This is a genomic window from Pseudomonas sp. BAV 4579 (assembly GCF_009765395.1).
In the GTDB taxonomy this organism is placed as follows: domain Bacteria; phylum Pseudomonadota; class Gammaproteobacteria; order Pseudomonadales; family Pseudomonadaceae; genus Chryseomonas; species Chryseomonas aestiva.
This window is the reverse complement of record NZ_WHOV01000197.1, coordinates 1-3102: the sequence shown is the minus strand read 5'-3', so window position 1 is coordinate 3102 and position 3102 is coordinate 1. Positions and strand designations below refer to the sequence as shown.

At 53.4% G+C, this 3102-nt stretch carries 3 protein-coding genes and 1 pseudogene; all 4 read right to left on the bottom strand.

What is annotated here, in order from left to right; translation table 11 throughout:
- Positions 1-208: 208 nt before the first annotated feature.
- Entirely contained in the window at positions 209-1786 is a 1578-nt protein-coding gene (locus GSQ95_RS24690) for a bifunctional diguanylate cyclase/phosphodiesterase (protein ID WP_158896565.1), read from the bottom strand.
- A gap of 112 nt (positions 1787-1898) precedes the next feature.
- Positions 1899-2108: pseudogene (locus GSQ95_RS24685) on the bottom strand (LysR family transcriptional regulator); the annotation flags it as partial.
- Between the two features lie 49 nt (positions 2109-2157).
- Complete coding sequence (locus tag GSQ95_RS24680) at positions 2158-2664, bottom strand: AAA family ATPase (RefSeq protein WP_158896564.1); 507 nt, start codon at positions 2662-2664, stop codon at positions 2158-2160.
- Positions 2665-2686: 22 nt separating this feature from the next.
- Positions 2687-3102, bottom strand: a 416-nt coding sequence (locus tag GSQ95_RS24675; RefSeq protein ID WP_158973974.1) for a transposase, incomplete at its 5' end; no start/stop codon positions are given.

Genomic DNA, 3102 nt, shown 5'->3' with positions numbered 1-3102 from the left:
CATTGCCATCACAAGAACAGGCTAACAAACACGACTTTTCAGACAAGCTCTAGGTTTACACAGCTAGGCATTAACACCTGCGATCAGTCATTTGCACGGCCATTGGCGCTCATAAACATGAAGCGTTTCCCAGTCATGCAAGACCAAGCCCCCGTCCCGGGGGCTTGGTCCGTTGCAGACAAAGACTCAGCAAGCGGTCTTTCTCCTATCAAATATTTACAGGGTCAAAAGCGTGTCCGAGCAGGTCATTAATACTTGAGGATGGAACAGGCCGTCCGAATAGATAGCCCTGAGCAAAGTCGCATCCATTGTCAGCCAGCCAGCTGATGACTTGCTCATGCTCTACGCCTTCGGCCGTCACCTTCATGTTCAAGCTCTTGCCAAGAGCAAGGATCGCCTGGACTATTTCGTTTTGGACAGCTTTGGTCGAGTCTAAAAACGATCGGTCAATCTTGATCTTGTCTATGGATAACTGGGTCAGATGATAAAGCCCTGAGTAGCCGGTGCCGAAGTCATCAAGAGAAATGCTCACCCCCATCACATGCAAGGCCGACAAACTACGCTGTGCACTGGGAAGGTCTGCGACGAAGGCACTTTCGGTAATTTCGATTTCGAGTCGTCTGAGAGGAAAACTCCCTTGGTCAGCGACGGTTCTGATCCATTCTGGGAAATCGGGATCCTCGATCATGGAAGAAGTCACGTTGATTGCCAAGATTATCGATTGTGGCCAGTCGCGTGCGTCAGCAAACGCCTGTATCAATAGGCTCTCAGTTAACGGTTTGATCAACTGCAACTTCTCAGTCAGACCTATAAATGTATCAGGCATGACCGTCCCCCGCGTAGGATGCTGCCAACGTGCCAGAATTTCGAAGCCATGCAAACTTTGCTCCGGCAGCTTGACGAAAGGTTGATAAAAAGGCTGGATCTGATTGCCCGCAATCGCTGCGCGTAGCTCCTGCTCCAAAAGCGCTTGTTCTCGCTGCTCAGCCTCAAAACTGGCTTTGAAGAAATTAAATTCGGCCCCTCCGTCCTGCTTGCTTCGGTACATTGCTATGTCTGCACGCGGTAAGAGCGACTCTGGTGTCGATCCGTCCACTGGAGCCACTGCGATACCCATGGATGCGGTGATTTGGATCGCTGGCCATCCATTAATGGGCCGTGAGATGCGTTGAAGCAAGTCTTCGGCCGCAACAGCTAGGTCGGCACGACTAAAATCCCCAGTGATCGTCACAGCAAATTCATCACCGCCTAGCCGAGCCAAAGCCACCTGCCGCCCTACAGTAACTTCCCGCAGACTTTCCGCGACAGCGCAGATGGCGGCATCGCCAGCAGCATGCCCGGCGCGATCATTTATACTTTTGAAGTTGTCGAGGTCGATCAGGAAGATAGCCGTGCTCTGCGGTTCCCGAAGCACATGCGTGAGGTGCTCACCGAAAGCGCGGCGATTGAGCAGTCCTGACAATGGGTCATAGCGGGCAAGGCCATCGCTATGCATCTGGGCTTCCAACAAGTCAACATAGCTGCGGCGCAACCGCCTAAGCAGGCGATGGACCAGTATGAGCGGAACAACCATAGCCAGCACTGCAAAACTAGTAGAGGTCATTACAAAACGCCAACGTTCTTCAGCTTCGAAATCCCCTTCGTATGGCAATCCCAAAAAAGACATCGTCACGGCCTCAAGCTTGAATTCCCACATCAATGCCAGGAAAAAAATTGAAAAAAGGTAAAACGCGAGTATCACATATACCCGCATTCCAAATCGCTTTGAAGAGATTGTCTCTAGCATGGGTTAAGGCTCAGATGAGTTTTTTTTGCTATCGGCAGCGCGCAACAAAACCTTATACCCGAGTAGTGATCGCGGCACTCGTCAGATGCGCTGATTCCCAGCGCAACCTCGAATGGGCACTCATGAGGTCTGCCCAGACCGGCGCCAGATGCAGCACGCCAAAACTGACCGGGACGTTGACGCGAAGGACCCCGCTGGCCTCGGGCGAAGCCGACCCTACGGCCTTCTCGGCCTCATCCATCATCGCCAGCACCTCGCGGGCCTGGTGATAAAACTGCCGCCCTTCGTCCGTCAGCCCAAGCCGGCGCGTGGTGCGATGCAACGTAAGCGTCTGCTAATCACACCTTGCGACCTCGGGCCTGAAGTTGGCGCTACTCCTTGGATAAAAAACGTTCGGTGATCATCTCCATCGCCTGAGCAGGAGACGTCAGGGCTGTGTCTATCTTGAACGGAGCGCTTTCCCACGCCTCGTATTCATGATCCAGTACAGACTGCCAGGTTGGTGGAGTCAGCCCAGGAATATCAATCTTTCTGGTTTCTACCCGACGCTGGTGTTCATGTCTATCAGAGCAGATCACTTGGATGTCCACTAATGGAGCACCAGAGCGTGTGGCGATATCGCTCCACGCCTTTCGGCTTTCGAGTACTGGGTTAACACAGTCAACTATGACCGTGCTCCCAAAACGAAGATTGCTTAGAGCAAGCTCATTGGCGGCCATGTATCCGCTGCGCCCTACGTTTTGTGCAAGAGCACCGGAGTCTCGAATAGCCTGCTCAATCGTATCGATCCGCAGATACACGGCACTTGTTCTGGTGGCAAGGTCACATGCGATAGTCGTTTTTCCCGTACCTGGAAGGCCGCTGAAGACAATGAGCATTCTATGTCCTTAGGTTGGTAAGTTAACCCAGTTTAGGTGGATGCCAGTTATGCAGCAGCAGGTGGTCGATTTCACTCGCCCGCTGTGTCGGCAGCCGCGTGAGAACATCCTTCAAAAAAGCATACGGATCATGCCCATTCCACCACGCCGACTGGATCAAACTCATGATCGCTGCCGCTCGTTTGCCACTGCGCAGAGACCCGGCGAACAACCAATTGGAACGCCCAAGCGCCCAGGACCTGATCGTGTTTTCAACCGGGTTATTGTCGATGGGCACGACACCATCATCCAGGTAGCGCGTCAGCGCTACCCAGCGTTTCAAGCTGTAATCCAGAGCCTTGGCCGTGGCCAAGCCCTCGGGCACGAGGTCGCGCTGAGCTAGGCTTTGTCTGAAAAGTCGACGCGCCAACAGCGATCGATGCAGGCCAGAGTGACCAT